Consider the following 25,245-nt stretch of genomic DNA (forward strand, 5'->3'; position numbering starts at 1 on the left):
CTTCTATTGGTTAGACTGGTCAACCTTCAACGGAATGGTACTGCAAAATCTCATCCGGGACCGCCAGGGACCTGCATTGCACGCGCCCAACCATAATCCGGCGTTCTTCGGCGATGAGAGTCCACTGGTAGTGGGCACCCGTGCGATGGCCATGATGGCGGTCAACTTCCTCGCGCCCGAGGAGTAACCTGCAGCCACGGCTGTCCGCCCGGTGCGGGCGGCCGTCGGCTCTGCCGGGCTGCGTTACCTGCAATCCGGATCCGCTTGGCTTTATTCCCGCCCTGGGCGACCATAGCGCCCCATGAATGCACTTACCCAGATTCCCGGCCCGCTGCAGAGCTGGCAGGCCGCCATTGAACAGGGCTTCGTCGAAGACCCGGCCCAGAAACAGGCTGCGCTGGCCCTGGACCAGCTGCAGCAGCAACTCCACGGCAAGGGGCGGCTGAAGGGCCGTGGCCTCTATCTGTGGGGCCCGGTCGGCCGGGGCAAGACCTGGCTGATGGACATCTTCCACCGCAGCCTGCAGGTGCCCAGTCGGCGCCAGCACTTCCATCACTTCATGCAGTGGGTGCACAGGCGCCTGTTCGAGCTGACCGGCACGGTCGATCCGTTGAAGGTGATCGCCAGGGAACTGGCCGCCGAGGTGAAGGTGCTGTGCTTCGATGAGCTGTTCATCAATGACATCGGCGATGCCAGCATCCTCGGACGGCTGTTCATCACCCTGTTCGATGAGGGACTGGTGCTGGTGCTGACCTCCAACATCCCTCCGGAGCGCCTGTACGAGCACGGCCATAACCGCGAACGTCTGCTGCCGGCGCTGGATGCCATCAAGAAGCACATGCAGGTTATCAATGTGGACGGGGGCCAGGACCACCGCCTGCACCCGGCCGAGCAGGTCCAGCGTTACTGGGTAAAGGACCCGGAGGCGCTGGAAAGGACCTTCCGCCGGCTCAGCCAGGGTATCGACAGCAACTACGAGCCGATCGAGCTGAATCACCAGCTGGTCAGGCCCAGATACCACTGCGCCAGAGCTGTGTGGTTCGATTTCGACGAGCTGTGCGAAAGGCCCCTGGCGGCGATGGACTTCATCGACCTGTGCGATCGCTTTCCGGCAGTGCTGCTGGGCAAGGTCCCGCGCCTGAGCGCGCCTGCCCGGGAAGTGCGTATCGCCCGGGGTACGGAGGATGCCGTGGAGCAGGTGCAGGCCGGCGACCGGGTGCTGCCTCCGCTGTCCAAGCAGGATGACAGCGTGCGCCGGCTGATCGGTCTGGTGGATGAGTGCTACGACCGTGGGGTGCCGTTGTACATCGAAGCGGAAGTGCCCCTGGACGAGCTGTACACCCAGGGCGCCCTCACCTTCCCCTTCCAGCGCACCCTCAGCCGCCTGCGGGAAATGCAGTCGGTGCGATTCCAGACCCGGTAGCCCCCGCGTACGCCCGCATTCGCACCCGGGGCGGGTGCTCCTACCGTCCGGCCTCCTGCGCCAGCCCCGGTTTCCTGTAGGAGCACCGCCCTCGGTGCGAAAGCGGAGCCAAACCCCAACCACCGAGCCTACACCCTTCGCACCCGGGGCGGGTACCGTCCGGGGTCCTGCGCCAGCCCGGTTTCCTGTAGGAGCACCGCCCTCGGTGCGAAAGCGGAGTCAAACCACAACCACCGAGCCCGCCGCCCCCTTCGCACCCGGGGCGGGTGCTCCTACCCTCCCGAGTCCTGCGCCAGCCCCGGTTTCCTGTAGGAGCACCGCCCACGGTGCGAAGCGGAGTCAAACCCCAACCACCGAGCCCGCCCCCTTCGCACCCGGGGCGGGTACCGTCCGGGGTCCTGCGCCGGCTCTGGTTTATGTAGGAGCACCGCCCACGGTGCGAAAGCGGAGCCAAACCCCAACCACCGAGCCTACACCCTTCGCACCCGGGGCGGGTGCTCCTACAACAAACTAGTCGAAGTCCTCGGCGGAGTGCCGTTCGGGCACCTGTTCGTCCAGCTCGCCCCAGGTACGGTTGACCTTGCGGCCGCGCTGTACTGCGGGCCGTACGGCGATCTTCTCGGCCCAGCGCATGAGGTGGGTATAGCTCTCGGCATCGAGGAATTCGGCGGCGCCGTACACCTGGTTGGTCACTATGCCGCCATACCAGGGCCAGATGGCCATGTCGGCGATGCTGTACTCGTCCCCGGCGATATAGGGGTTGTTGGCCAGCTGCCGATCGAGCACGTCCAGTTGACGCTTGGTTTCCATGGTGTAGCGGTTGATCGGGTACTCGTACTTCTCCGGCGCGTAGGCGTAGAAGTGACCGAAGCCGCCGCCGACGAAGGGCGCACTGCCCATCTGCCAGAACAGCCAGTTGAGGCACTCGGTACGACCACGGATGTCCTGCGGAATGAAGGCGCCGAACCTGTCCGCCAGATACAGCAGGATGGAGCCGGACTCGAACAACCGCAGCGGCGGGTCCATGCTGGTGTCGAGCATCGCCGGGATCTTGGAGTTGGGGTTGATCTCGACGAAGCCGCTGCCGAACTGATCGCCCTCGCTGATGCGGATCAGCCAGGCGTCGTATTCCGCCTCGCTGAAGCCGGCCTCCAGCAGCTCCTCGAGCATGATGGTGACCTTGACCCCGTTGGGCGTGGCCAGCGAATACAGCTGCAGCGGATGCTTGCCACGCGGCAGCTCACGCTCGTGGGTGGCCCCGGCAATGGGCCGGTTGATGCTGGCAAACTGGCCGCCGTTGTCCTTGTCCCAGGTCCAGACCCGTGGTGGTACGTAGCTGTCTTTGCTCATCTGATCCTCCCGGTTTGCGCCCGGTCGGGTATCGACCGGCAACACTCTTGGGAAGCATGGTACCCCCGGCCGCCGGCACAGGCCACCGGCCGGGGAACAGATCAGCCGGCCTGCAGCTCACCGTCCTCGAGAAACACCCGGCTGTTCACCGGGCGGATCCAGGCATCGCCGCCCTGCACCAGTCCCAGTTCGCGGTAGCGGTGCTTGCTCAGTTCCGCCTGCACCACGTTCTCGCTGTTGTCGGTGCGCAGCTCCAGGCGCACGGTGGGGCCGACCACCGAAACCAGCTCGATCTGCGCGTGCAGCGCATCCTCACGGCGTTCGCCCAGCACCTCGATATCATGGGGACGGACGTAGGCCAGGGCCCGGCTTTCGCGCTGGCCGGCATACTCCGGTGCCGACAAATTCAGGTTGCCGATACGTGCCACGCCATCCTGCACCCGGGCGTGGAACAGATTGACGTTACCCAGGAACTCGTAGACGAAGGGGTTGGCCGGATTATCGTAGACCTCCTCCGGGCTGCCGTCCTGTTCCACCCTGCCCTTGTTCATCACCACCACGCGGTCGGACACTTCCAGTGCCTCCTCCTGATCGTGGGTGACGAACACGCTGGTGACGTGGATCTCGTCATGCAGACGGCGCAGCCAGCGGCGCAGTTCGGCCCGCACCTTGGCGTCCAGCGCGCCGAAGGGTTCGTCGAGCAGCAGCACCCTGGGCTCCACTGCCAGCGCCCGGGCCAGGGCGATACGCTGACGCTGCCCACCCGAGAGCTGCGACGGCAGCCGGTCGGCGGTCCAGTCCAGCTGCACCATCTCCAGCAGGTGCATGACCTTGCGGCGGATCTCGGCCTTGCTCGGCCGCTGGCTGCGCGGCTTGACCGTCAGCCCGTAGGCGACGTTCTCGAACACGCTCATGTGCTTGAACAGGGCGTAGTGCTGGAACACGAAGCCGACCCCGCGATCACTCACGTGCAGGTCGGTGGTGTCCTGGCCGTGGAAGCGGATGCGTCCGCTGTCGGGCTGCTCCAGCCCTGCAATGATGCGCAGCAGGGTGGTCTTGCCCGAGCCGGACGGCCCCAGCAACGCGGTCAGCTCGCCGTCATTGAGGCTGAGACTGACATTGTCGACGGCGACAAAATCACCGAAACGCTTGTTTACCTGATCGATTTCAATACTCATGTCGGCTCTCTCAATGACTGTCGCCGGCCGGGCGCTGACGCTCGTCCAGCCACTCGATGAAACTCTTGACCGCGATGGTGACCAGCGCCAGGCCGGTCAGCAGCGAGGACACGGCAAAGGCGGCGGTGAACATGTACTCGTTGTAGAGCACCTCGATATGCAGCGGCATGGTGTTGGTCTCGCCACGGATGCGTCCCGAGACTACCGCCACCGCGCCGAACTCGCCCAGGGCGCGGGCGTTGCACAGGATCACGCCGTAGATCAGTCCCCACTTGATGTTCGGCAGGGTCACGTACCAGAAGGTCTTCCAGCCGCTGGCGCCCAGGGTCAGCGAAGCCTCTTCCTCCTCCTTGCCCTGCTGCTGCATCAGCGGGATCAGCTCCCGGGCAATGAACGGCAGGGTGCCGAAGGCGATCACTATGACGATGCCCGGCACGGCAAAGATGATGCGCAGGTCATGGGCGGCCAGCCAGGGGCCCAGCCAGCCCTGGGAGCCGAACAGGATGACGAAGATCAGGCCCACCACCACCGGCGAGATGGCAAAGGGCATGTCGATCAGCGAAATCAGTATCGGCTTGCCGCGGAACTCGAACTTGGCGATGGCCCAGGCCGCCGCCACACCGAATACCAGATTGATGGGCACCACTATCAGCACCACCATCAGCGACAGGCGGATGGCCGCCAGTGCATCCGGTTCGTTGATCGCCGCCCACCAGACCTGCAGGCCCTGCTCGAAGGCGCCGTACAGCACCACAGCCAGCGGCAGTACCAGAAACAGGGCAAGGAAGGTGAGCGCAACGCCGATAAGGGTCCAGCGCACCCAGGCCGGCTCCTCGGTGGCGCGGCGCCAGCGCGCGGCCAGCTCCGGATTGGCCACATGTACAAGTGTCTGTGTCGTCATGGGGTCGTCCTCAGAGTCCGCGACGCTGGGTCCACCACTGCAGACCATTGATCAGCAGCAGCAACAGGAAGGCCGCGATGAGCATCACGGTGCCGATGGCGGCAGCACCCGGATAGTCGTACTGCTCGGCCTTGGCGACGATCAGCAGCGGCGTGATTTCGGTGCGATAGGGCATGTTTCCGGAGATGAATACCACCGAACCGTACTCGCCCACGGCGCGGGCAAAGGCCAGCGCGTAGCCGGTCAGCAGTGCCGGCAGCAGCGACGGCAGTATCACCCGGCGGACGGTGGTGAAGCGGCTGGCGCCCAGGCTGGCGGAGGCTTCCTCACGCTCGGCCTCCAGGTCCTCCAGCACCGGCTGCACGGTACGCACCACAAAGGGCAGTCCGATGTAGGTCAGCGCGACCACCACCCCGAGCTGGGTATAGGCGACCTTGATGCCGAAGATGGTCAGGTACTGACCGACCCACCCGGTGGAGGCGTACAGGGTGACCAGCGCGATCCCGGCTACCGCCGTGGGCAGCGCGAAGGGCAGATCCACCAGGGCGTCGACCACTTTCTTGCCCGGGAAGCTGTAACGCACCAGTACCCAGGCGACCAGCGCACCGAACACCAGATTGATGCTGGCGCCGATCAGGGAAGCGGAGAAGGACAGTTTGTAGGAGGCCACGACCTGGGGATGGCTGACGGCTCTCCAGAAGTCCTCCCAGCTCATCATCGAGGTGTACAGCAGCAGGCCCCCGACGGGGATGAGGAAAATGAAACCCAGATACAGCAGGCTGAAGCCCATGGTCAGCCCGAAACCGGGTATGACCCTACGTTTTCTGGTGGCAGTAGACATGTTCACCTCGAAATGATCCCGGGCGTTGGCGTCCGGGTTGGCATCCATCAAACAGCTGGTGTATCCGACTGCCGCGCTCCTGCGGCAGCCGGGACCCTGCGCCTCAGCGCTTGGTCAGACTCTCCAGAATGCTGTCGAACTTGCCACCGTCGTTGAAATGATCGTTCTGTGCCTTCTCCCAGCCGCCAAACACGTCATCGATACGGAACAGCTCGACATCGACGAACTTGTCGGCAAACTCCCTGGCGATCTCCGGGTTGCTCGGGCGGTAGTAGTTGCGCGCGGCAATCCGCTGGGCTTCCTCACTGTACAGGTACTGCAGGTACGCCTCGGCAACCTCACGGGTGCCCTTGCGGTCGACGTTCTTGTCCACCACGGTCACCGGCGGTTCGGCCAGGATGCTCACCGAGGGCACCACGATCTCGAACTCACCCTTGCCCAGCTGCTCCACCGACAGGTAGGCCTCGTTTTCCCAGGCAATGAAGACATCACCCAGTCCACGCTGCACGAAGGTATTGGTCGCGCCACGGGCACCCGGGTCAAGTACCGGCACGTTGGCGAACAGCTTGCGCACGAACTCGTAGGCCTTCTCCTCATCACCGCCGTTCTGCTTCAGGGCATAACCCCAGGCGGCCAGGTAGTTCCAGCGGGCACCGCCGGAGGTTTTCGGGTTGGGGGTGATGACTTCCACGTCGTCACGGACCAGATCATCCCAGTCCTTGATGTTCTTCGGGTTGCCCTTGCGCACCAGCAGCACGATGGTGGAGGTGTAGGGCGAGCTGTTGTTTGCCAGGCGGCTCTGCCAGTTTTCCGGGATCAGGTCGGCGTGCTGACGCAGCGCATCCACGTCATAGGCCAGCGCCAGGGTAACCACATCGGCGTCAAGACCGTCGATCACCGCACGGGCCTGGGAGCCGGAGCCACCGTGGGACTGGCGCACATTGACGCTCTGCCCGGTCTCGGCCTGCCAGTACTTGCTGAAGGCCGCGTTGTATTCACGGTACAGCTCACGGGTCGGGTCATAGGACACGTTGAGCAGGTTGATGTCAGCTGCCAGAGCGGAGCCCGCAATCAGGGTGGCCAGTGCGCCCGCCAGGGTATTTTTCAGGATGTTTTTCATTTTCATTACTCTCGTAGAAATCTGTTTCATGTGAAGTCGGGCCGAGTCGTTCCTGTTACCGGCACATTCGTGCGGTCAGATTTCTACAGGAGCTGGTCTGACTGTTCAGGGCACACCGTGTCATGGGGCTCTCCATGTGATCCATGTTGTAAGCCACCTCTGGTGATCCAGTCGGCAGTAATGAAAATGCGAGTTGGACTGTCCCGTGGTCGGGTGTCAGGACGCTCGGGTCGGGGGCTGGAAACGGATCTTTTCCTTCCGTTCGATCTGCACCACCTGGCCGTTGTGCAGGGTGATCTCCACTGCACCGAACTGAATGCTTCGCAGCGCTTCAGTGATGACGGCCACTACCTTCTGATCGTCCACCGCCGCATGCAGTTGGGTTGTTGCTGACATGTTCTCTGCTCCGTTTGCGGGTTGGGCTGGATACCTGGGGTATCGACGGAGGAGATATTAGAGGGGAAATTGATATAGCGAAAAATACTATTTTGGAACTTGTATATTCTTTTTTCGAATAACAAAATTAGACCCGGGAGGGACGAGCACCAGCTCGTCCTGCGGATTCGGCCCGATACCCTACGCGTGCCGGCTGACTCCTATCATCGAGCTGGTGCTCGACGCTCCCAGGGAGAGCAACACTCACCCCGCCGCAGTCATATGCGTCCAGGCCATCCACCCCGCATACAGCCCCAGCGCCAGGAACAGCATGGCGGTAACCACGCGGATCAGCCCCAGCGGCAGTTTGCCCGCCGCAGCATTGCCGAGAAACACCACCGGCACGTTGGCCAGCATCATGCCCAGCGTGGTACCCATCACCACCCACAGGTAGGCGTCAAACTGGGCGGCCAGGACCACGGTGGCGACCTGGGTCTTGTCGCCCATCTCGGCGAGGAAGAAGGCCACCAGCGCCGCCATGAAGGCGCCGTAGCGGCTGATCGGCGGGGTGTTATCGTCGTCGAGCTTATCCGGAATCAGGGTCCAGGCCGCCACGGCGAGGAAACTGACGGCCACCAGACTGTACAGCCAGGCATCGCTGAGCAGTTCGCTGACCAGCTGGCCGACGGCACCGGCCAATGCGTGGTTGACCACGGTGGCGATCAGAATGCCCCAGATGATCGGCCATGGCCGACGGAAACGGGCTGCCAGCAGCAGCGCCAGCAATTGGGTCTTGTCGCCGATCTCTGCCAGCGTGACTACCCCGGTCGAAACGAAGAAGGCTTCCACGGATATTCCATTACGAGGGCGGGTTGACTGTTCCAATGACACGGCGACACCCCCGCCCTCGGCTGGTGTTCCGTGTCAAAGGTCTCGTCAAACCCGGTCACCCTGGGTGACGGCGGGTCGCAGACGCCATGGCCTGTGGGCCAAGTATGTTGACGGCTGCCTTGGAAGGCGGGCTTCCGGAGAGACTACTCCCCTAAGACGGGCGCAACTCTAGCAAGACAGCCCCGGTGAATCAACCCGGCGCCACCGCCGAGTAGACCTTGAAGCGGCTGTTTTCGCGCAGCACCCGGCAGGGACCGATATGGGCCTCGATCAGCGGCGGGTACTTGAGAAAACCGTTGGCCACGATGCGCAGCTCGCCCCGGGGCAGCAGGTTGCGCGCCACGGCGTTGAAGAAGCGCTCGGCGATGCTGGTGTCGTGGCGCACGCCGGTATGAAAGGGCGGATTGCTGACCACGGCGGCAAAGCGGCCATGCACGTCACTCAGACCATCACTGGGATAGACCTGGGCGTCCACGTCATGCTGGTCCAGGGTCTGACGCGCGCAATAGAGCGCCAGTGCATCGATATCGACCAGCTCGAAACGGCAACCCGGATTGCGCCGCGCCAGCACCAGGCTGAGCACCCCTGCCCCGCAGCCGAAATCCAGCACCTTGCCCGCCGGCAGAGGCGCCATCTCCTCCAGCAGCAGCGCACTGCCCTCATCCAGCCGGCCATGGCTGAACACCCCCGGCAGGCTGGTCAGCTGCACCTTCTGGTCGGGGAAATCGAGGTCGATCTGCTGTTGCCAGTCCTCCAGCCGGAAGGCCGGGGCATCACCCTTGACCTGGGTGCGCCACAGCTGGCAGTGGCGGGCCGAATCCAGTTTCTCCGCCCCGTCGCCCAAGCCGGCCAGCAGCTTTTCTGCCCGGGTGATGCCGCCCTTCTTCTCGCCGACCAGATACAGCGGACAGCCGGCGGCCAGCAGTGGTGCCATCTGCGCCAGCGCATACTCGGCCCGCTCGATGGCCTTGGGCATGACCAGGATGGCCCCTTCCAGCCCTTCCACTGCCGGACACAGGTGGGAGAAGCTCAGCTGATGCTCCGGCAACCTGCCGCGCAGGCCGAGAAAGGCCGAGTAGTCCCAGGTCCACACATGCCAGTCGCCCGGCAGCTCTCGGGTCAGCTCGTCAGCCGCGGGGTTGACCAGCAGCAGCCGCTGACCGGCAAGCAGCTCGGCACTGCGCAGAAGAATCTGACTGGTGTTGTCCATGGCGACTCCGAAGGTAGGTAAGCAAGGGGCCGGGCATTGTACGCGATGGCGAGCACTCTCTGGGAGGACGAGCTGCTCGCCACCCGGGGTAAAGCCCATCCGCTTTACGTCAGGACGGTCACTTGCGTGGCTTGGCCCGGGTGGTGGGTTCGGCCTGCAGGGGATCATCCGGCCAATAGTGTTTGGGGTAGCGCCCCTTCATGTCCTTCTTCACCTCGGCGTAGCTGCTGCGCCAGAAGCCCTCCAGGTCCTGGGTTACCTGCACCGGCCGCTGCGCCGGCGACAGCAGGTGCAGCTTGAGCGCCATACGGCCATTGGCGATGCGCGGCGTCTGCGCGCTGCCGAACATTTCCTGCAGCCGCACCGCCAGTACCGGCGGCGTTTCGCTGTAGTCGATGCGGATGCGCGAACCGGTGGGCACCGTCCAGTGGGTCGGCGCCTGCTCATCCAGCGCCTTGGGCAGCGGCCAGGGCAGCAACCCGGTGAGTATGGCCGGCAGATCCAGATTGGCAAAATGCGCCAGCCGCGTGACCTTGCCGAGCCAGGGCGCCAGCCACTGCTCCAGGCTGTCCAGCAGGGCCTGATCGGATACATCGGGCCAGGCGGACTCGCCGCCCTGCTCAAGATCCAGATTACGCAGCAGCAGGATACGCGCCTGCCACTGGCGCAGCGCAGGGGTCCAGGGCAGCAGGTTCAGGCCCTGCTTGCGTACCACCGCGCAGAGTGCGCGATTGCGCTGTTCCGGTTCGATGTCCCTGAGCGGCTCGCGGCGGTACACCAGTGCCCCCACCCGCCACTGCTGCTCGGCCACCAGGGTTTCGCTGCGCCCATCCCATTCCAGCGTCTGCTCCTGATGCAGCAGCTCCGGCAGGTATGTCGGCAGCCAGGCAGCATCCAGGGCCGCGGCCAGGAAGATCCGCGCATTGCGCTGACTGGCGTGCCCGCCGAGACTGGCAACCACCAGCCACTCCTGCTGCTGCAGACTGTCGACCTGGGGGAAGGCCGCTGATCGCCCGTTGGCCAGGCGATAGTCGCTGCCCTGCTCGCCACGCCGCCTGGCGATGCGATCCGGATAGGCCAGCGCCAGCAGCAATCCCGCCCAGTGCTCGTCCTGCGGGCTCGGCAGGGGTTCGACTACCGGGAAGCGGGCCAGCAGTTTCTGCCACTGTTCGACCAGACGCCGTGCCCGCTGCAGGGCGCCGCGATCCAGCGCCGGCTCGTTGCGCGGTGCATCGAAAGTGGCCAGCCGGCGGGCAATGTCGGCATCCTCGACCCCGCGCAGCAGGTCCCGCTCGCCGAGGATGGCCGCCAGCCGGCAAGCCAGCTGTCCCAGGCCCAGAGCCTGGCCGCGCAGCAGCATGTGCGCCAGGCGCGGGTGCATCGGCAGCTCACTCAGAGCAGTGCCGTGTTCGGTCAGTGCCCAACCGCTGCCACGGCCCTCAAGGGCACCCAGCTGAACCAGCAGGTCCCTGCCCTGCTGCAGGGCGGCGGCAGGCGGTGGGTCGAGCCACACCAGTTCGGCGGGATCGTCCACACCCCAGCGCGCCAGCTGCAGTGCCAGCGGCGCCAGATCGGCCTGCAGGATCTCCGCCGGACTCTGGGCCGCCAGCTGGGCGTGCTGATCGGCGGACCACAGGCGATAGCAGACACCCGGCTCGGTACGGCCGGCGCGTCCGGCACGCTGCTCGGCGGCAGCCCGGGAGATGCGCCGGGTATGCAGGCGGGTCATGCCCGACACCGGATCGAAAGCCGGCTCCCGGCACAGGCCGGAGTCGATCACCACCCGCACCCCGTCGATGGTCAGGCTGGTCTCGGCAATGGGCGTGGCCAGCACCACCTTGCGCCGCCCCGGTGGGGCCGGGCTGATGGCCGCACGCTGGGCGGCAAAGTCAAGATCGCCGTACAGCGGCGTCACATCCACATCCGGCGCATCGGCCAAGGCGGTTTCCAGGCGGGATTGCAGTCGCCGGATCTCTGCGGCGCCCGGGAGAAACACCAGCAGACTGCCGCTGTCCGTGGCCAGCGCCTGCAGTACCAATTGCTCCAGCACCGGCTCGATGGGCTGCCCCGGGGCCAGCGCACTGCCGTGGTGGATCTGCACCGGGTACTGCCGGCCTTCACTGCTGACCAGCGGCGCATCGTCCAGCAGCCGGCTGACCGCCGCCGCATCCAGCGTGGCCGACATGACCAGGAGTTTCAGCGGGTCCTGCTCATCGCGCAGGTACTGCTGGGTCTGCAGACAGAGCGCCAGGCCCAGATCGGCGTCCAGACTGCGTTCATGGAATTCGTCGAAGATCACCAGGCCGACGCCGGGCAGCTCGGGGTCGGCCAGCAGCAGACGTTGCAATATTCCCTCGGTCACCACTTCGATGCGGGTGGCGGCGCTGACTCGGGTTTCCAGGCGGATGCGATAACCGACGGTCTGACCCACCGGCTCGCCGAGCAACTGGGCCAGGCGTTCGGCTGCGGCCCGCGCCGCCAGCCGCCGCGGCTCGAGCAGAATGATCTTCTTTCCTGCCAGCCAGTCGCTGTCCAGCAGCGCCAGCGGCACCAGAGTGGTCTTGCCGGCACCGGGCGGCGCCTGCAGCACCACACAGGGGTGCGTGGCCAGCTGCTGGTCCAGTGCCGGCAGCACGGCCTGTACGGGAAGCTCGTTCATCGGGGCTCACTTTCGATTGAAGCCGGGCATTATACTCCGCCATCTTCAAGCCATCAGTGCGGACGCGTATAGTTGGCGCATCCAGTCACCTGCCTGCATGTGAGGGTTCAACAATGCGTCTGAAGGCTCTGGCCAGCATCCTGCTGAGCACTACCCTGGTCACCCAGCTCGCCGCCTGCGGCACCGTTTTCTATCCCGAGCGGCGCGGGCAGATCAGCGGCGAGATCGATCCCGGCGTGGCCATTCTCAATGGCATCGGCCTGCTGTTCTATGTCATCCCCGGTCTGGTGGCCTTTGCGGTGGACTTTGCCACCGGCGCCATCTACTTCCCCGACGCGCGCTATTCCCTGGCTCCGGAACGTCTGGGCGAGGCGCTTGATGACCAGGGTGCGGTGGACCCGCTGAAGCTCAAGGCCATATTGCACCGGGATCTGGGTGTCGACCTGCCGATGGAGCAGGCAGTTCAGGTTCAGCACCCGCGCAGCCAGGCACTGGCCCTGCTGAACCTGCCGGCACGCGGCTGATGACCGACAGGGCACAAGTTACCGCGGAAAATGGCCGCCTGCTGCGCCGGGTAACCTACGCCTCACTGGCCACCGCGCTGTTGCTGATCGGCCTCAAGACCGCCGTCTGGCTGATGTCCGGTTCGGTCAGCCTGCTGGCCTCGCTGACCGACTCGCTGATGGATGCCGGTGCCTCGCTGATCAACCTGCTGGCTGTCGGCTATGCGCTGACACCTGCGGACAAGGGGCACCGTTTCGGTCACGGCAAGGCCGAGGCCCTGGCCGGTCTGGCCCAGTCCGCGTTCATCACCCTGTCCGCCGGCCTGGTGTTGTGGCAGGGTTTGGAGCGACTGCGCCACCCTGTGCCGCTGGACGGCGCCTGGTACGGTGTCGGGGTGATGCTGTTCTCCATTATCGCTACCCTGCTGTTGCTGCGTTTCCAGAACCGTGTGATCCGCCGCACCGGCTCTACCGCCATCCGTGCCGACGCCCTGCATTACCGTTCCGACCTGCTGATGAACACCAGCATCATTGTCGCCCTGATCCTGGCCTGGTACGGCATCAGCGGTGCGGACGCGCTGTTCGGCATCGGTATTGCCCTGTTCATTGCCCTGGGTGCCCTGAAGATCGGCCGCGATGCGGTGCAGATTCTCATGGATCATGAGCTGCCGGAGGAGGTTCGTCAGGAGGCGCTGGCCCTGGCCCGTGCCGTGCCCGGGGTGATGGGCGTGCATGACCTGCGCACCCGCGAGTCCGGGCAGCAGTGGTTCATCCAGATGCACCTGGAGCTGCCGGCCGAGCTGCCGCTGGGACAGGCCCATGCATTGGGGGAGCAGGTGCGCCTGGCGATCTGCGAACGCTTCCCCCAGGCTGAGGTGCTGGTTCACAAGGACCCGGTCTGACACGCAGAAACGCCAACGGCCGACTGAGTCGGCCGTTGGCGTTGATGTCCGTCGCTATCCTGGTGGGATACTGCCTCTACTCCTGACCTTCTGGGTCGGGAAGCCGGGTGATGAGTGGAACCTTCTGGGTTGCTCATCCCAGTCCTGCTCTTTTGAAGCGGCTGGTTGGACGCGCCGGCTGGCGTTGAAACATGTGGCTATATTACTCAGGCGACCGCGCCATTTCTTTTCTTTTATTGCCCATCCAACGCTATACTCCGCAACAATTCACTAATAACCACCCATTTCAAGCAAGAGAACAGGAGCGCCGCCATGATGCCCACCGATCTAGACCGCTACGACCTGAAAATCCTTGCGGCACTGCAGGAAAACGCTGCCATCAGCAATCAGGAGCTGGCCGACCGCATCGGCCTGTCGCCATCGCCCTGCTCGCGACGGGTCAAGCAGCTGGAGGAAGCCGGCTACATCCTGCGCCAGGTGGCTCTGCTTGACCCGCACAAGCTTGGCCTGACGCTCACGGCCTTTGTCATGGTCGGCATGGACAGGCATACTCCCGACCGTTTTGCCCACTTCGAGGACACCATCCGCCAGTGCCCGGAGGTGCTCAACTGCGCCCTGGTAACCGGAATGGACGCCGATTACCAGTTGCGCGTGGTGGTGCAGGACATGGATCATTATCAGCAGTTCCTGCTGGGCACCCTGACGCGGATCGAAGGCGTGTCCAGCGTACGTTCGAGCTTTGTGCTCAACCAGGTGGTCTCCAGCACGGAATTGCCCCTCAATCATCTGGTCAACAGATAAACACCCCTTGCCGGAGGACCCCGTGAGCTACGAAGAATTCGAAGCCCTTGCCCTGCCCCTGACCATCTTCGCGCTGGTTGCCTTCATGGGCTTCATCGTCTGGGATCTGGCCAAGCAATCCAAGGCCGGCCGCTGGGGCACAGCGGTGCTGTTCTTCGCCCTGGGCCTGGGCGTGGTCGGCTTCGTGATCAAGGCAATCATCCTGGGCAATGTCGAAGGTTTCTGACCCGGCGGGCCGGCGGCAGCGCCCCGCCGCGACGCGACCCGATCGACGCCCCCGACGCCAGCCGGCTGCGCGTCCGGCGGTGCCCCGTCTGATCGCACTGAACAAGCCCTTCGATGTGCTGACCCAGTTCACCGATGATCAGGGCCGGGCAACCCTCAGGGACTTCGTGGATATTCCCGGCATCTATGCCGCTGGGCGGCTGGACCGGGACAGCGAGGGCCTGCTGCTGCTGACCAACGATGGTCGCCTGCAGGCACGGATCACCGACCCCAGACACAAGCTGGCCAAGACCTACTGGGTGCAGGTCGAGGGCGAGCCGACCGCCGAGCAGCTGGCGCAGCTGCGGGCCGGTCCGCTGCTCAATGACGGTCCGACCCGTCCAGCCGAGGTGGAACAGATGGCCGAGCCGGCCCTGTGGCCCCGCCAGCCACCGGTGCGCTTTCGCAAGAGCATTCCCACCAGCTGGCTGGCGATCACCATACGCGAAGGACGTAATCGCCAGGTAAGACGCATGACCGCTGCCGTGGGATTGCCCACTCTGCGACTGGTCAGGGTGCGGATCGGGGATTGGGAGCTGGGTGACCTGCAGCCGGGCGAGTGGCGCGAGCTGCCCTGTTGAGCCCGGCGGAGGCCACCGCGTTCAGTAGCGCCAGCCGAGGCGGCGGAACACGAACCCCATCAGCCAGGCCGGACCGATCAGCAGAAACTGCACATCTTTGAAGAAGGACGGTTTCTTGCCTTCCACGTGGTGACCGATGAACTGGCCGATCCAGGCCACCACGAAAATTGCCACACAGGGCCAGAAAACCACCGGCATCAGATGCAGGATCCACAGCATCACCAGACCCTGCAGCGCCATGACCAGCGCCAGCTGCCAGGACAGCACCACATAGAAGGCCAGCGCCAGGCCGAGCACCACGGCCGCCACCAGCGGATGGAGCGCCCAGAGCATGCCCAGTACGCTGAAGGTGATCAGCGGCACGCAGACCCAGTGCACCAGTTTGTTCAAAGGGTTGCGATGGCTCTCGCCATACTCATCGAACCATTGCTCTACGGTCTTCATCAGCAGCTTCCCTCGCGAGTTATTGTTATAGTCAGCGGTCATCAGCGGCGGCCCTGCCTGTTACGGCGGCGACCCGCCCACATACCGATACCTGACCTTCGATGGTAAGCTTAACGCATGAATACGCCTACTCCTTTTCGTCCCGTTGTTCTCTGTCTTTCCGGCCATGACCCCAGCGGTGGTGCCGGCCTGCAGGCCGATATCGAGGCGTTGCTGGCCCAGGGCTGTCATGCCGCCCCCACGGTGACCGCGCTGACCGTGCAGAACACGGTGAATGTCAGCGATTTCCGCGTACTGGATCGCGAATGGGTACTGGCCCAGGCCAATGCCGTGCTCAACGACATGCCGGTGGCGGCGGTCAAGCTGGGCATGCTCGGCAATCTGGAAATGGTCGACACCGTGGTGGAGATACTGCAGGCCCACCCGCACCTGCCGCTGGTCTGCGACCCAGTGCTGCGCGCCGGCGGTGGCGGCTCGCTGGGCAAGGATGAGGTCGGTTATACGATGCGCGAGAAACTGCTGCCGCTGGCCCGCATCGTCACCCCCAACCTGCCCGAAGCACGCATCCTCGCCGAGCTGCCCGAGGGCACCGCGGACGAATGCGCAGAAAAACTCATGCCGCTGTGCCAGAACCTGCTGATCACCGGCGGTCACGGCACCGAGCAGGAAGTGCATAACCGCCTGTACTGCCAGGATGGCAGCGAACATACCTTCACCTGTGCCCGCCTGCCCGGCGAGTACCATGGTTCCGGCTGTACCCTGGCCAGCACCCTGGCCGGACGCCTGGCGCTGGGCGAGGATCTGGTCAGCGCCGTGGAGAATGCCCTGGACTACACCTGGCGCACCCTGCGCGACGCCGAGCGGCCGGGGCAGGGTCAGTATGTACCGCGCCGTCTGCCGCTGGACTTCTGCCAGTGAGCCCGCGCGGCCTCTACGCCATCACCGACAGCGCCCTGCTCGCCGATGGCCGCCTGCTGCCCTGGGTCGAGGCGAGCCTGGCCGGCGGTGCCCGACTCCTGCAGTACCGGGACAAGAGCAGGGACAGCGTGCGCCGGCGGGAAGAGGCCGGCCAGCTGAGAACGCTGTGCGCGCAGTACGGTACCGAGCTGCTGATCAACGATGATCTGGCCCTGGCCAGCGAACTCGGGGTCGGTGTGCACCTGGGCCTGGAGGATGGCAGCCTGCAGGAAGCCCGTGCCGAGCTGGGGCCGGAAGCCATCGTCGGCGCCACCTGCCACGCCAGCCTGGCCAATGCCGAAGCCGCGCTGGCCGCCGGCGCCAGCTATATTGCCTTCGGCCGTTTCTTCGACTCCCGGACCAAGCCCGGCGCCCCGGCCGCCACCCTGGAACTGCTGGAGCAGGCCCGCGAGCGCTTCAGCGCTCCCATCGTCGCCATCGGCGGCATCACCCTGGAACGCGCCCCACAACTGATCTCCGCCGGCGCCGATCTGCTGGCAGTCATCCACGGCCTGTTCGGTGCGGACTCGGCCGAGGCCGTGCGCCAGCGCGCCGAGGCCTTCACCACCCTATTCAAGCATTGAGAGATAACCCCATGTCCCGTTCAGAATCCCTGTTTGCCAGTGCTCAGAAACACATCCCCGGTGGCGTCAACTCGCCGGTGCGGGCCTTCCGCAGCGTCGGCGGCAGCCCGCTGTTCATCAAGCATGCCGAAGGGGCCTACATCATCGACGAGGATGACCGCCGTTATGTGGATTATGTCGGCTCCTGGGGCCCGATGATCCTGGGTCATGGTCACCCCGAGGTGCTTGAGGCGGTGCGCCGCCAGCTCGAGCATGGCTTGTCCTACGGCGCCCCCACCGCCATGGAAACCGAGATGGCGGAGCTGGTGTGCTCGCTGGTGCCGTCCATGGACATGGTGCGCATGGTCAGCTCCGGTACCGAGGCGACCATGAGCGCCATCCGCCTGGCCCGGGGTTACACCGGCCGCGACACCATCATCAAGTTCGAGGGCTGCTACCACGGTCACTCCGACAGCCTGCTGGTCAAGGCCGGCTCCGGCGCCCTGACCTTCGGCGTACCCAGCTCGCCGGGCGTACCGGCGGCCTTTGCCCAGCACACCCTGACCCTGCCCTATAACGACATTGCTGCCGTGCGTGAAACGCTCAGCCGGGTCGGCAATGAAATCGCCTGCATCATCGTCGAACCGGTGGCCGGCAACATGAACTGCGTACCGCCGGTACCGGGCTTCCTCGAAGGCCTGCGCGAGGCCTGTGACGAACATGGTGTCGTGCTGATCTTCGACGAGGTGATGACCGGTTTCCGCGTGGCACTGGGCGGCGCTCAGGCCCATTTCGGCGTGACCCCGGATCTGTCCACCTTCGGCAAAATCGTCGGCGGCGGCATGCCGGTGGGCGCCTTCGGCGGCAAGCGTGAAATCATGCAGCACATCTCGCCGCTGGGTCCGGTCTACCAGGCCGGCACCCTGTCGGGCAACCCGCTGGCCATGGCCGCCGGTCTGACCACCCTGAAACTCATCAGCCGCCCCGGCTTCCATGACGAGCTGGCCGCCTACACCAGCCGGCTGCTGCAGGGCCTGCAGGACCGCGCCGATGCCGCCAGCGTGCCCTTCGTCACCACCCAGGTGGGCGGCATGTTCGGTCTGTACTTCAGCGGCGCCGATGCCATCCAGACCTTCGAGGATGTCATGGCCAGTGATGCCGAGCGCTTCAGCAAGTTCTTCCACCTGATGCTGGACCAGGGCGTGTACCTGGCGCCCAGTGCCTATGAGGCCGGCTTTACCTCCATCGCCCACGGCGAGGCGGAACTGCAGCTGACCCTGGACGCCGCCGAACGCGCCTTCGCCGCACTCTGAGTCCCGCCCCGAACGGGGTTCTCCACTGCGCATCCACCGCCGGCCAGCCCGGCGGTTGGCGCCGACGCGGATTCCAGCGCACAATGACACCTGACGCATCAGCCAACGGGCCCCTGACCATGACCAGACCGCTCCGCTCTCTCCTGTTCTGCACCCTGTTCGGACTGGGCCTGGGCTCCGTGCCGGCCCTGGCCCAGAACGACGAGCCGCTGGTGATCAGCACCGAGGAACACTGCGCGCTCAACCGCGTGGATGATGACAACCTGCCCCTGGCGCTGGACAGCTGCCGCAGCATGGCCGAGGCCGATGACATGCAGGCGCAGTTCGAGATGGGGGAGTTCTACTACCATGGCGAGCGCAGCGAGCGGGACCTGGCGCAGGCGCTCAAGTGGTACGAACGCGCCTCGATCCAGGGGCACCCCGATGCCCAGTACCGCCTCGGCCTGATGCACGCCACCGGTGAGGGCGTGGAGCGCAACCTGCCCCAGGCCTACATCATGCTGAAGATGGCTGCAGTCAATGGTCAGGACGCCGCCATGGATGCCAGTGATCGCCTGGCCGAAGAGATGAACGAGGAGGAGATTGCCTCAGCGACCCAGGTGCTGGGCACGCTGTTCCGCAATTATCTGCGCCATATCCGGGAAGAGCAGCTGCGCCGGCTGCATCCGGAGTTGCTGGAAGAGGAGCTGCAACCCGAGATGGAGTGAGCCGGGGCTCACCCCTGCCCCGACCCCGGACCGGGCGGCAGCGGAAAGGACATCACGTTGCTGCCACCCTTGGCCTCGCTGATCTTGGCCTGACCGACACGCTCCACCTCGTCGATGCGCACTATGGCGTGCAGCGGGATGAAGCTGCGGTTGACGCCTTCGAACTGGTTCTTGAGCTTTTCCTCGCCCGGGTCGACCAGCATCTGCGAACGCTCGCCAAACACCAGCTCCTCGACCTCGAGAAAGCCCCACAGCTCGCTCTGGAAGATCTGGCGGGCATAGATTTCAAACACCTGCCCCTGATTGAGGAAAATCACCCGGAAGATGGGCTGCTGCTTGTCTTTGCTCATGGACTCGTACGTTACACCACAGGTCAGTAATGCCGGGCGCCGAAACGCCGGATTGAAGGTCGCGGATCATAGCACATCCGCGAGCGCTGCAAGCACCCGACCACCACCATCACATTGCCCGGGTCAAGCGTGTATAATCGCCGTTTTTCTCCACGAGTCACCCCCGCAAACCCATGGCAAAGAAACTTTTTATCCAGACCCACGGCTGCCAGATGAACGAGTACGACAGCTCGCGCATGGCAGATCTGCTCGGCGAATATCAGGCGATGGAGCTGACCGACAGTCCCGAAGAGGCTGACGTGATCCTGCTCAACACCTGCTCGATTCGCGAGAAGGCGCAGGAGAAGGTGTTCTCCGAGCTGGGGCGCTGGCGACCGCTGAAGGAGAAGAATCCCGACCTCATCATCGGCGTCGGCGGCTGTGTTGCCAGCCAGGAAGGGACCGCCATCCGCGAGCGGGCTTCCTATGTGGACGTGGTGTTCGGCCCTCAGACCCTGCACCGTCTGCCGGAGATGATCGACGCCGCGCGCACCACCGGTGCTCCCCAGGTAGACGTATCCTTCCCCGAGATCGAGAAGTTCGACCGCCTGCCCGAGCCCCGGGTCGATGGCCCGACCGCCTATGTTTCGGTCATGGAAGGCTGCAGCAAGTACTGCAGCTTCTGTGTGGTGCCCTACACCCGGGGCGAGGAAGTCAGCCGTCCCTTCGATGACGTGCTGGCCGAGTGCGTGCACCTGGCCGAGAACGGCGTGCGCGAGATCACCCTGCTGGGCCAGAACGTCAATGGCTACCGGGGCGAGACCCATGATGGCGGCATCGCCGACCTGGCCGATCTGATCCGGGTGATCGCCCAGATCGACGGCATTGATCGGATACGCTACACCACCTCGCACCCGCTGGAGTTCTCCGACAGCCTGATCCAGGCCCACGCCGAAGTACCGGAGCTGGTCAAGTACCTGCATCTGCCGGTGCAATCGGGCTCCGACCGGGTGCTGGCCGGCATGAAGCGCAACCACACGGTGCTGGAATACAAATCCCGCATCCGCAAGCTCAAGGCGGCGGTGCCGGACATCATCCTCAGCTCGGACTTCATCGTCGGCTTCCCCGGGGAGACCGACCGCGACTTCGAGCAGACCATGAAACTGGTGGAAGAAGTCGGCTTCGACTTCTCCTATTCCTTCATCTACAGCGCCCGCCCCGGCACCCCGGCAGCCGACCTGGTGGATGACACTCCCGCCGAGGTGAAGAAACAGCGCCTGCAGATACTCCAGGCCCGGCTCAACCAGCAGGGTTTCGAGAACAGCCGTCGCATGGTCGGCACCACCCAGCGCATTCTGGTCACCGACTATTCGAAGAAGGACCCGGGCATGCTGCAGGGTCGTACCGAACACAACCGCGTGGTCAACTTCCGCAGCGACAACCCGGCGCTGATCGGCCAGTTTGTGGACGTGCGTATTGATGAGGCCCTGCCCCACTCCCTGCGCGGCACTCTGCTGAGCGAAACCGTGCACTGAGCCAGGCTGCCGCTGCCGCCGGAGGCCGCTGGCCGTCCGGCTTTGCAGCGGCCATTTTGCGCGCTATGCTGTGACTTTCCCACTGCCACAAGGCCCCCTGAAGACCAATTTGAACGCTCCCTTGACCATCCATCGTTTCAGTATCGAGCCCGTGGACTCCCGGCGCTTTGCCAGTCTGTGCGGCCAGTTTGATGAAAACCTGCGCCTGATCGAACAGCGCCTCGGCATCGAGGTGCGCAATCGTGGCAATCATTTTGAGTTGATTGGCGATCCGGCCATCACCCGCTCGGCCGAGGCGGTGCTGCGTCAGCTGTATCGCGAAACCCGCGATCACCGTGACCTGGAGCCGGAAACCGTGCACCTGTATCTTCAGGAGTCCGGTCTGGAGAACCTCAGCGAGGCACTGGCTCAGGACAGCCACCATCAGCCGGTGATACTGCGCACCAAGCGCATGACCATCCAGCCCCGGGGTCCGAATCAGCAGAGCTACGTGCGCTCGATCCAGGAGCACGACATCAACTTCGGCATCGGCCCTGCGGGTACCGGCAAGACCTATCTGGCGGTGGCCTGCGCCGTGGATGCCCTGGAGCGCGAGCAGATCCGCCGCATCCTGCTGGTGCGCCCGGCGGTGGAAGCCGGCGAGAAGCTGGGCTTTCTGCCCGGCGACCTGTCGCAGAAGATCGACCCCTACCTGCGCCCCCTGTACGACGCACTGTACGAGATGCTCGGCTTCGAGCAGGTGGCCAAGCTGATCGAACGCCAGGTGATCGAGGTAGCCCCGCTGGCCTACATGCGCGGCCGCACGCTGAACAACAGCTTCATCATCCTCGATGAGAGTCAGAACACCACCCTGGAACAGATGAAGATGTTCCTCACGCGGATCGGGTTCGGCTCAACTGCCGTGATCACCGGGGACATCACCCAGGTCGACCTGCCCCGCGGCACGCGCTCGGGTCTGACCCACGTCATGGAAGTACTCAAGGACGTCAAGGGCATCGGCTTTACCCACTTCCAGTCCAAGGACGTGGTGCGCCATCCGCTGGTGCAGCGCATCGTCGAGGCCTACGACCGTTTCGACCAGCGTCAGGAGCAGGAGCGCCAGGAGCGCCGTCATGACCATTGAGGTAGACATACAGAGGGCGACCGACGCGCCCGATCAACCTGACGACGACAGTCTCATGCGCTGGGCCGCCCTGGCCCTGCGCAACAACCCCGGCAGCGAACTGACCATACGTCTGGTCGATGCCGAGGAGAGCCAGGAGCTCAATCGGGAGTACCGTCACAAGGACTACCCGACCAATGTCCTGTCCTTCCCTGCAGACCTGCCCCCGGAACTCGAGATCCCCCTGCTGGGCGATCTGGTCATCTGCGTGCCCGTGGTCAACCGCGAGGCAGCGGAACAGGGAAAGCGGCGCGAGGACCATTGGGCCCATATGGTGATCCATGGCTGCCTGCACCTGCTGGGCCATGATCACATCGAAGACAGTGAGGCCGAGATCATGGAACAGCTCGAGCGCGAGCTGCTGGCCGAACTGGGCGTTGCCGATCCCTACCTTGAATCCGACGAGTAATGAGAGAGCCATGAGCGAAGATCGACCGAGCAGCGGACACAGGTCCTGGCTGGAGAAGCTAGTTCAGCCCTTTGCCCAGGAACCGCGCAGTCGCCAGGAATTGCTTGAGGTCTTGCGTACCGCCCAGCGCAACGAGGTGCTGGATCTGGAAGCACTGAGCATTATCGAGGGAGCCCTTCAGGTGGCGGACATGCAGGTCCGGGATATCATGATTCCCCGGTCGCAGATGAACACCATCAAGGCCAGCCAGACACCCCGGGAGTTCCTCCCAGCGATCATCGAGGCGGCCCACTCGCGGTTCCCGGTCATCGGCGAAAGCATCGATGACGTGCTCGGCATCCTGCTGGCCAAGGATCTGCTGCCCCTGCTGCTGGAGGGCAACACCGAGCGCTTCAACATCAAGGACGTGCTGCGCCCGGCTACCTGCGTGCCCGAGTCCAAGCGCCTGAATGTCCTGCTCAAGGAATTCCGCGCTACCCATAACCACATGGCCATCGTCATCGACGAGTACGGCGGCGTGTCCGGGCTGATCACTATCGAGGACGTGCTTGAACAGATCGTCGGCGACATCGAGGACGAGCACGATTTCGATGATGAGGAATATATCAAGGCCCTGCCCTCCGGCGACTATCTGGTCAAGGGGCTGACGCCAATCGAGGACTTCAACGAGGAGTTCGAGACGGATTTCTCCGACGAGGAGTTCGATACCTTCGGCGGACTGGTGATGAATGCCTTCGGTCATCTGCCTAAGCGCAACGAGATCGTCGAACTGGATGGCTTCCGCGTCCGCATCCTGAATGCCGACAGCCGCCGCATCCACCTGCTGCGGGTCAGCCTGATCCAGCCCTGAGGCATTGCCTGCCCGATGACGGGGCCTGCAACCGATGACGATGATGGTTTGACACGAGGAACCCATGCCGCTGGCACATGAACTGCTCGACTGGCTGCGCGCCCCCGGCTGGCGCGGCCACCTGCTGGCCCTGATTGCCGGTGCCCTCACTACCCTGTCCTTCACTCCCTTCGATATCTGGCCGCTGGGCCTGCTGTCCATTGCCCTGCTGTACCAGGGCCTGCAGCGCCTGGAGGGCCGTCAGGCGCTGTGGCGCGGCTGGTGCTGGGGACTGGGACTGTTTCTCAGCGGTGTATCCTGGATCTATATCAGCATCCACGTGCATGGTTATGCCGCACCGGCCCTGGCAGCCCTGCTGACCGGAGGTCTGGTGGCGGGACTGGCGCTGATCCCGGCGCTGACCGCCTGGCTGTGGGCCCGCTGGCTGCGTCCGCAATCGGGTCCCTGGCTGGCAAGTCTCGGCTTCGCCGCTCTCTGGGTCGGCCAGGAGTTTTTTCGCAGCTGGTTCCTCACCGGCTTTCCCTGGCTGTATCAGGGCTACGCCCACACCGACACCTGGCTGGCCGGCTGGGCACCGATTGGCGGAGTCTGGCTGCTGAGCTTCATCACCGTGTTCAGCGCCTGTCTGCTCAGCCACGGCGGACTCTGGCGTCGCTGGAAGAACGCCCTGGCGATGATCGCGGCGCTGCTCGGAATCTGGGGCGCCGGCGGCCTGCTGACCGGCATCGAATGGACGCGCCCGGCGGGCGAGCCCCTGTCGGTCGCCCTGATCCAGGCCAATATCGAACAGTCGCGCAAGTGGGACCCGGCGCACATCGACCATACCCTCGCCACCTTCCGCGACATGAGTTATGCCCAGCGCCGGGATACCGACCTGATCGTCTGGCCGGAAACCGCAGTCCCGGTTCTGAGCAGCAGTGCCATGCCCTTTGTCCAGGGCGTGGCGGCCAATCTTGCCAGCCAGGGCACCACCCTGATCACCGGCATCCCGGTAGACGAGGACGACCAGGGCCAGCTGCGCATCTACAACGGCATCATGGTCGCGGGCAGCGAGCCGAATGTGTACCTCAAGCACAAGCTGGTACCCTTCGGCGAGTACGTCCCGCTGGAGCAGTGGCTGCGCGGGATGATTGCCTTCTTCGATCTGCCCATGTCCAGCTTCTCCCGCGGCCCGCTGCAGCAGGACCCGCTGCAGGCCGCCGGTTATCAGCTGGCCCCTTTCATCTGTTACGAGACCGTCTATCCCGACTTTGCCGCGCGCCTGGCCAGGCGCAGTCAGCTGCTGATCACCATCAGCAACGACAGCTGGTTCGGTGAGTCCATCGGGCCCATGCAGCACCTGCAGATGGCCCGCATGCGGGCTCTGGAGTCGGGCCGCTGGATGATCCGCGGCACCAATAACGGGGTCACTGCCCTGATCGATCACCAGGGCCGGATTACCGCGCGTATTCCCCAGTTTCAGCAGCTGGCGCTGCACGGCTGGGTGCAGCCCCGCGACGGCCAGACACCCTGGCTGCGCTGGGGCAACTGGCCGCTGGGTACGCTAATGGCGGTGGTTCTGCTGCTGTGCTTCGTGAAGCGCCGAAATGATCGACGGTGATGCGGACACGCGGTTGAGTTTGATGCTGCGCAGGATCTGATCGAGCAGCCGCAGGTCGGACTCGCTCAATCCCTGTATTTCCAGTTCTCCGGGGGCACTTGGCTGTCCACTCAGCCATTGGCGGGTACAGGCCAGATCCATCGCCTGATCCAGTCTTCGCAGCAATCGACCGTAGGACGAGTCCCGATCACCGCGCAGGGCCGCTGATTGCACTGATTTCATGCGATTCTCCCTGATGGGTACGATATCCGCCCACGGCGGACTCCTCGGAAGCCGCCGTGCAGAGCGTACCAATCGGACAACGCGGCTCCCTTGCCCCTTAGCATAGTCGGCAGCCGTGGACTGCCCGACGGCCGGCGACGAATGGCATACCGCTA

27 protein-coding genes and 1 riboswitch are annotated in these 25,245 nt (G+C 64.6%); of the genes, 15 read left to right on the forward strand and 12 right to left on the reverse strand.

Translation table 11 applies throughout. The features are described from left to right. Positions 1-301: 301 nt before the first annotated feature. Positions 302-1,423 carry a cell division protein ZapE gene (gene zapE, locus BM046_RS06685; RefSeq protein WP_090538241.1) on the forward strand — a complete coding sequence of 374 codons (1,122 nt, stop codon included), beginning with the start codon at positions 302-304 and terminating at the stop codon, positions 1,421-1,423. A gap of 510 nt (positions 1,424-1,933) precedes the next feature. On the opposite strand, the gene yghU is transcribed toward zapE, so the two are convergent. The 9 genes from yghU to hrpB all read right to left on the reverse strand — a co-directional run bounded on the left by yghU (position 1,934) and on the right by hrpB (position 11,948). Next, entirely contained in the window at positions 1,934-2,773 is an 840-nt protein-coding gene (gene yghU, locus BM046_RS06690) for a glutathione-dependent disulfide-bond oxidoreductase (RefSeq protein ID WP_090538243.1), read from the reverse strand. 101 nt (positions 2,774-2,874) lie between these two features. Beyond that, positions 2,875-3,951, reverse strand: coding sequence for a sulfate/molybdate ABC transporter ATP-binding protein (locus BM046_RS06695; protein ID WP_090538245.1), 1,077 nt, complete (start codon positions 3,949-3,951; stop codon positions 2,875-2,877). Positions 3,952-3,961: 10 nt separating this feature from the next. Beyond that, complete coding sequence (gene cysW / locus BM046_RS06700; RefSeq protein ID WP_090538247.1) at positions 3,962-4,852, reverse strand: sulfate ABC transporter permease subunit CysW; 891 nt, start codon at positions 4,850-4,852, stop codon at positions 3,962-3,964. 10 nt (positions 4,853-4,862) lie between these two features. Further along, the gene (cysT, locus tag BM046_RS06705; protein WP_090538426.1) at positions 4,863-5,693 is read right to left on the reverse strand and encodes a sulfate ABC transporter permease subunit CysT; all 831 of its coding nucleotides are present in this window, start codon (positions 5,691-5,693) and stop codon (positions 4,863-4,865) included. A gap of 103 nt (positions 5,694-5,796) precedes the next feature. Beyond that, positions 5,797-6,813: a sulfate ABC transporter substrate-binding protein gene (locus BM046_RS06710; protein ID WP_218150007.1), complete on the reverse strand. Its 1,017-nt coding sequence runs from the start codon at positions 6,811-6,813 to the stop codon at positions 5,797-5,799. Between the two features lie 216 nt (positions 6,814-7,029). After that, positions 7,030-7,209, reverse strand: a complete 180-nt coding sequence (locus BM046_RS06715; protein ID WP_090538251.1) for a DUF2292 domain-containing protein — start codon at positions 7,207-7,209, stop codon at positions 7,030-7,032. A gap of 243 nt (positions 7,210-7,452) precedes the next feature. Beyond that, the gene (locus BM046_RS06720) at positions 7,453-8,037 is read right to left on the reverse strand and encodes a TMEM165/GDT1 family protein (RefSeq protein WP_090538253.1); all 585 of its coding nucleotides are present in this window, start codon (positions 8,035-8,037) and stop codon (positions 7,453-7,455) included. Between the two features lie 89 nt (positions 8,038-8,126). After that, positions 8,127-8,243: riboswitch (yybP-ykoY riboswitch) on the reverse strand. A gap of 26 nt (positions 8,244-8,269) precedes the next feature. Continuing rightward, complete coding sequence (locus tag BM046_RS06725; protein ID WP_177197813.1) at positions 8,270-9,289, reverse strand: class I SAM-dependent methyltransferase; 1,020 nt, start codon at positions 9,287-9,289, stop codon at positions 8,270-8,272. A 118-nt stretch (positions 9,290-9,407) separates the two neighbouring features. Continuing rightward, positions 9,408-11,948 (reverse strand): ATP-dependent helicase HrpB, encoded by a 2,541-nt coding sequence (gene hrpB / locus BM046_RS06730; protein WP_090538257.1) that lies wholly within the window; start codon positions 11,946-11,948, stop codon positions 9,408-9,410. Between the two features lie 113 nt (positions 11,949-12,061). Here hrpB and BM046_RS06735 point away from each other — a divergent pair, with 113 nt between their 5' ends. The 5 genes from BM046_RS06735 (at position 12,062) to BM046_RS06755 (ending at position 14,999) form a co-directional block, all read left to right on the forward strand. Next, complete coding sequence (locus tag BM046_RS06735; protein WP_090538259.1) at positions 12,062-12,472, forward strand: polyribonucleotide nucleotidyltransferase; 411 nt, start codon at positions 12,062-12,064, stop codon at positions 12,470-12,472. Then, positions 12,472-13,353, forward strand: coding sequence for a cation diffusion facilitator family transporter (locus BM046_RS06740; RefSeq protein ID WP_090538261.1), 882 nt, complete (start codon positions 12,472-12,474; stop codon positions 13,351-13,353). The genes BM046_RS06735 and BM046_RS06740 overlap by 1 nt, the downstream gene beginning before the upstream one ends. Positions 13,354-13,668: 315 nt before the next feature. After that, positions 13,669-14,154, forward strand: a complete 486-nt coding sequence (locus tag BM046_RS06745; protein ID WP_273123606.1) for an Lrp/AsnC family transcriptional regulator — start codon at positions 13,669-13,671, stop codon at positions 14,152-14,154. A gap of 22 nt (positions 14,155-14,176) precedes the next feature. Continuing rightward, positions 14,177-14,380 (forward strand): DUF2788 domain-containing protein, encoded by a 204-nt coding sequence (locus tag BM046_RS06750; protein WP_090538266.1) that lies wholly within the window; start codon positions 14,177-14,179, stop codon positions 14,378-14,380. Further along, entirely contained in the window at positions 14,364-14,999 is a 636-nt protein-coding gene (locus BM046_RS06755) for a pseudouridine synthase (protein WP_090538268.1), read from the forward strand. The genes BM046_RS06750 and BM046_RS06755 overlap by 17 nt, the downstream gene beginning before the upstream one ends. Before the next feature lie 21 nt (positions 15,000-15,020). Here the strand turns inward: BM046_RS06755 and BM046_RS06760 are convergent, their stop codons facing one another. Continuing rightward, complete coding sequence (locus BM046_RS06760; RefSeq protein ID WP_090538427.1) at positions 15,021-15,443, reverse strand: Mpo1 family 2-hydroxy fatty acid dioxygenase; 423 nt, start codon at positions 15,441-15,443, stop codon at positions 15,021-15,023. Positions 15,444-15,560: 117 nt separating this feature from the next. Here BM046_RS06760 and BM046_RS06765 point away from each other — a divergent pair, with 117 nt between their 5' ends. The 4 genes from BM046_RS06765 (at position 15,561) to BM046_RS06780 (ending at position 18,983) form a co-directional block, all read left to right on the forward strand. Beyond that, on the forward strand, positions 15,561-16,361 hold the full coding sequence (locus tag BM046_RS06765; protein ID WP_090538270.1) for a hydroxymethylpyrimidine/phosphomethylpyrimidine kinase: 801 nt from the start codon (positions 15,561-15,563) through the stop codon (positions 16,359-16,361). Beyond that, positions 16,358-16,984 (forward strand): thiamine phosphate synthase, encoded by a 627-nt coding sequence (thiE, locus tag BM046_RS06770; RefSeq protein WP_090538272.1) that lies wholly within the window; start codon positions 16,358-16,360, stop codon positions 16,982-16,984. Before BM046_RS06765 ends, thiE begins: the two co-directional genes overlap by 4 nt. An 11-nt stretch (positions 16,985-16,995) precedes the next feature. Continuing rightward, positions 16,996-18,276 (forward strand): glutamate-1-semialdehyde 2,1-aminomutase, encoded by a 1,281-nt coding sequence (gene hemL / locus BM046_RS06775; protein WP_090538276.1) that lies wholly within the window; start codon positions 16,996-16,998, stop codon positions 18,274-18,276. 119 nt (positions 18,277-18,395) lie between these two features. Beyond that, positions 18,396-18,983 carry a tetratricopeptide repeat protein gene (locus BM046_RS06780; protein ID WP_090538277.1) on the forward strand — a complete coding sequence of 196 codons (588 nt, stop codon included), beginning with the start codon at positions 18,396-18,398 and terminating at the stop codon, positions 18,981-18,983. Positions 18,984-18,991: 8 nt separating this feature from the next. Here BM046_RS06780 and BM046_RS06785 read toward each other — a convergent pair whose 3' ends face one another. Then, complete coding sequence (locus BM046_RS06785) at positions 18,992-19,333, reverse strand: DUF1820 family protein (RefSeq protein WP_090538279.1); 342 nt, start codon at positions 19,331-19,333, stop codon at positions 18,992-18,994. Positions 19,334-19,506: 173 nt separating this feature from the next. Between BM046_RS06785 and miaB the strand changes: the two genes are divergently transcribed. The 5 genes from miaB (at position 19,507) to lnt (ending at position 24,868) form a co-directional block, all read left to right on the forward strand. Beyond that, positions 19,507-20,847, forward strand: a complete 1,341-nt coding sequence (gene miaB / locus BM046_RS06790; RefSeq protein WP_090538281.1) for a tRNA (N6-isopentenyl adenosine(37)-C2)-methylthiotransferase MiaB — start codon at positions 19,507-19,509, stop codon at positions 20,845-20,847. Positions 20,848-20,956: 109 nt separating this feature from the next. After that, a complete protein-coding gene (locus BM046_RS06795; protein ID WP_090538283.1) occupies positions 20,957-21,970 on the forward strand; it encodes a PhoH family protein in 1,014 nt (337 codons plus the stop codon). Continuing rightward, entirely contained in the window at positions 21,960-22,418 is a 459-nt protein-coding gene (ybeY, locus tag BM046_RS06800) for an rRNA maturation RNase YbeY (protein ID WP_090538285.1), read from the forward strand. The genes BM046_RS06795 and ybeY overlap by 11 nt, the downstream gene beginning before the upstream one ends. Positions 22,419-22,428: 10 nt before the next feature. After that, positions 22,429-23,268 (forward strand): HlyC/CorC family transporter, encoded by an 840-nt coding sequence (locus BM046_RS06805; protein WP_090538287.1) that lies wholly within the window; start codon positions 22,429-22,431, stop codon positions 23,266-23,268. A 64-nt stretch (positions 23,269-23,332) separates the two neighbouring features. Next, entirely contained in the window at positions 23,333-24,868 is a 1,536-nt protein-coding gene (lnt, locus tag BM046_RS06810) for an apolipoprotein N-acyltransferase (protein ID WP_090538289.1), read from the forward strand. On the opposite strand, the gene BM046_RS16120 is transcribed toward lnt, so the two are convergent. Further along, a complete protein-coding gene (locus BM046_RS16120) occupies positions 24,812-25,090 on the reverse strand; it encodes a hypothetical protein (RefSeq protein ID WP_143084163.1) in 279 nt (92 codons plus the stop codon). The two genes, lnt and BM046_RS16120, sit on opposite strands and share 57 nt — an antisense overlap. Positions 25,091-25,245 lie beyond the last annotated feature (155 nt).

It is taken from the genome of Halopseudomonas formosensis, from assembly GCF_900115905.1.
In the GTDB taxonomy this organism is placed as follows: domain Bacteria; phylum Pseudomonadota; class Gammaproteobacteria; order Pseudomonadales; family Pseudomonadaceae; genus Halopseudomonas; species Halopseudomonas formosensis.

What these genes read in the sequence shown, in the direction of transcription:
- BM046_RS06725 (WP_177197813.1), bottom strand. Translation starts at nt 9,289, where the DNA reads ATGGACAACACCAGTCAGATTCTTCTGCGCAGTGCCGAGCTGCTTGCC.
- zapE (WP_090538241.1), top strand. Translation starts at nt 302, where the DNA reads ATGAATGCACTTACCCAGATTCCCGGCCCGCTGCAGAGCTGGCAGGCC.
- BM046_RS06785 (WP_090538279.1), bottom strand. Translation starts at nt 19,333, where the DNA reads ATGAGCAAAGACAAGCAGCAGCCCATCTTCCGGGTGATTTTCCTCAAT.
- yghU (WP_090538243.1), bottom strand. Translation starts at nt 2,773, where the DNA reads ATGAGCAAAGACAGCTACGTACCACCACGGGTCTGGACCTGGGACAAG.
- BM046_RS06695 (WP_090538245.1), bottom strand. Translation starts at nt 3,951, where the DNA reads ATGAGTATTGAAATCGATCAGGTAAACAAGCGTTTCGGTGATTTTGTC.
- BM046_RS16120 (WP_143084163.1), bottom strand. Translation starts at nt 25,090, where the DNA reads ATGAAATCAGTGCAATCAGCGGCCCTGCGCGGTGATCGGGACTCGTCC.
- cysT (WP_090538426.1), bottom strand. Translation starts at nt 5,693, where the DNA reads ATGTCTACTGCCACCAGAAAACGTAGGGTCATACCCGGTTTCGGGCTG.
- hemL (WP_090538276.1), top strand. Translation starts at nt 16,996, where the DNA reads ATGTCCCGTTCAGAATCCCTGTTTGCCAGTGCTCAGAAACACATCCCC.
- BM046_RS06710 (WP_218150007.1), bottom strand. Translation starts at nt 6,813, where the DNA reads ATGAAAAACATCCTGAAAAATACCCTGGCGGGCGCACTGGCCACCCTG.
- BM046_RS06765 (WP_090538270.1), top strand. Translation starts at nt 15,561, where the DNA reads ATGAATACGCCTACTCCTTTTCGTCCCGTTGTTCTCTGTCTTTCCGGC.
- lnt (WP_090538289.1), top strand. Translation starts at nt 23,333, where the DNA reads ATGCCGCTGGCACATGAACTGCTCGACTGGCTGCGCGCCCCCGGCTGG.
- BM046_RS06745 (WP_273123606.1), top strand. Translation starts at nt 13,669, where the DNA reads ATGCCCACCGATCTAGACCGCTACGACCTGAAAATCCTTGCGGCACTG.
- BM046_RS06735 (WP_090538259.1), top strand. Translation starts at nt 12,062, where the DNA reads ATGCGTCTGAAGGCTCTGGCCAGCATCCTGCTGAGCACTACCCTGGTC.
- BM046_RS06805 (WP_090538287.1), top strand. Translation starts at nt 22,429, where the DNA reads ATGAGCGAAGATCGACCGAGCAGCGGACACAGGTCCTGGCTGGAGAAG.
- miaB (WP_090538281.1), top strand. Translation starts at nt 19,507, where the DNA reads ATGGCAAAGAAACTTTTTATCCAGACCCACGGCTGCCAGATGAACGAG.
- cysW (WP_090538247.1), bottom strand. Translation starts at nt 4,852, where the DNA reads ATGACGACACAGACACTTGTACATGTGGCCAATCCGGAGCTGGCCGCG.
- hrpB (WP_090538257.1), bottom strand. Translation starts at nt 11,948, where the DNA reads ATGAACGAGCTTCCCGTACAGGCCGTGCTGCCGGCACTGGACCAGCAG.
- BM046_RS06760 (WP_090538427.1), bottom strand. Translation starts at nt 15,443, where the DNA reads ATGAAGACCGTAGAGCAATGGTTCGATGAGTATGGCGAGAGCCATCGC.
- BM046_RS06780 (WP_090538277.1), top strand. Translation starts at nt 18,396, where the DNA reads ATGACCAGACCGCTCCGCTCTCTCCTGTTCTGCACCCTGTTCGGACTG.
- BM046_RS06715 (WP_090538251.1), bottom strand. Translation starts at nt 7,209, where the DNA reads ATGTCAGCAACAACCCAACTGCATGCGGCGGTGGACGATCAGAAGGTA.
- BM046_RS06740 (WP_090538261.1), top strand. Translation starts at nt 12,472, where the DNA reads ATGACCGACAGGGCACAAGTTACCGCGGAAAATGGCCGCCTGCTGCGC.
- ybeY (WP_090538285.1), top strand. Translation starts at nt 21,960, where the DNA reads ATGACCATTGAGGTAGACATACAGAGGGCGACCGACGCGCCCGATCAA.
- BM046_RS06755 (WP_090538268.1), top strand. Translation starts at nt 14,364, where the DNA reads ATGTCGAAGGTTTCTGACCCGGCGGGCCGGCGGCAGCGCCCCGCCGCG.